The organism is Olivibacter sp. XZL3 (assembly GCF_004368405.1).
Lineage (GTDB): Bacteria > Bacteroidota > Bacteroidia > Sphingobacteriales > Sphingobacteriaceae > Olivibacter.
The window spans coordinates 1-1267 of sequence record NZ_SBJH01000099.1 but is presented as its reverse complement, the minus strand read 5'-3'; the positions used below and the strand labels follow the sequence as shown (position 1 = coordinate 1267).

The 1267-nt window shown below is 41.4% G+C and carries 1 protein-coding gene; it reads left to right on the top strand.

Annotation, left to right across the window (positions count from 1 at the left end; translation table 11 throughout):
* The first annotated feature begins 228 nt into the window (after positions 1-228).
* Complete coding sequence (locus tag EPX21_RS19240) at positions 229-1242, top strand: IS110 family transposase (RefSeq protein WP_166670819.1); 1014 nt, start codon at positions 229-231, stop codon at positions 1240-1242.
* Positions 1243-1267 lie beyond the last annotated feature (25 nt).

Genomic DNA, 1267 nt, shown 5'->3' with positions numbered 1-1267 from the left:
TCGTTAGTTTGAACTCTGAAGGATAAATACAAGAAATGAGAATAGATCGTGAAATATATCTTTGGATAAAAAGCTCCATCTGCTGCCCTAACTTTAAAATAATAATAGGTAGAACCTAAGTTTCATATTAAGGACAGCAGATCTATTGAGTCAAAGCCAGAGAGTATTTAGGGAAGAACCCATTATCACGATGTTAGCCACTCAATGCGGAGCATAAATAAAATATTTATGCAAGTATATGGAATAGATTTATCAAAAGAAAAGTTTGACGTAAACTTCTTTGATACAGACGGTAAAGAAAAAAACAGGACAGTGAAAAACAGATTGGACTCCATATCGAAATTTCTATCGAAAGTACCCGAGGGTTCTGTGCTATGTGCGGAGAATACCGGTAGCTATGGAGATCTGTTAGTCTTTCTGTGTAACCGGTGCGGAGTCTCGATAGCACTTGTTCCGGGCTATACGGTAAAACATAGCCTGGGTATCCTTAAAGGCAAGTCAGACCCAATAGATGCCTCGCGGTTACGGGAATACGGGGAGAGATTCTTTGACAAGCTATCTTTCAAAACGTATCAGAGCGAAAGCGGCTCTGAATTACGTCAACTTTATTCGCTTCGTTCACAGTTGGTTAAATCCCGTAAAAAATTAAGGACAGGTGAGCATGCCCGGGAGCAGATGCCCATGCAGAGCATCAAGGTGAACCTCATCCTAAAAGCTTCCCTCAACGCCCTTGACCAGCAGATAGAAGCCGTAGATGAAGAAATGGAACTGATCATAAAGAATGATAGGGAACTGGCCGGGAATTATGGGCTGGCGGTTTCGGTAAAGGGCGTAGGACCGGTCATAGCTACTGATCTGATTATCAAGACGGGCAACTTCAAGACAATCGGAACGGCCAGAAAAGCGGCTTCATACGCCGGCGTATGTCCCTTCCCCAATGCTTCGGGAAATATGGTCGGCAAGCCCAGGACAAGCCCATTTGCAGATAAAGAACTTAAATCCCTGCTGTACATGGGCGCAAAATCCGCAGTGAAGCATAATAAGGAATACAGGTTATATTATCAGAAAAAGCAACAGGAGGGTAAACCTCATTACCTGATCATGAACAATGTTATGAATAAATTATTAAGAACGGTCTACAGTGTAGTAAACAGCAAAAAACCTTATGATAAGGATTATGTATGCCTAGACCCAAGAGAAATTAACAAAAATGTAAACGGCTCCGAAAAAATAGTGGCCTAGAAACTTGTAATTTATTAGAGTATAT

Excerpts from the sequence above, each read along its gene's own strand:
- EPX21_RS19240 (WP_166670819.1), top strand. The coding sequence starts at position 229 with ATGCAAGTATATGGAATAGATTTATCAAAAGAAAAGTTTGACGTAAAC.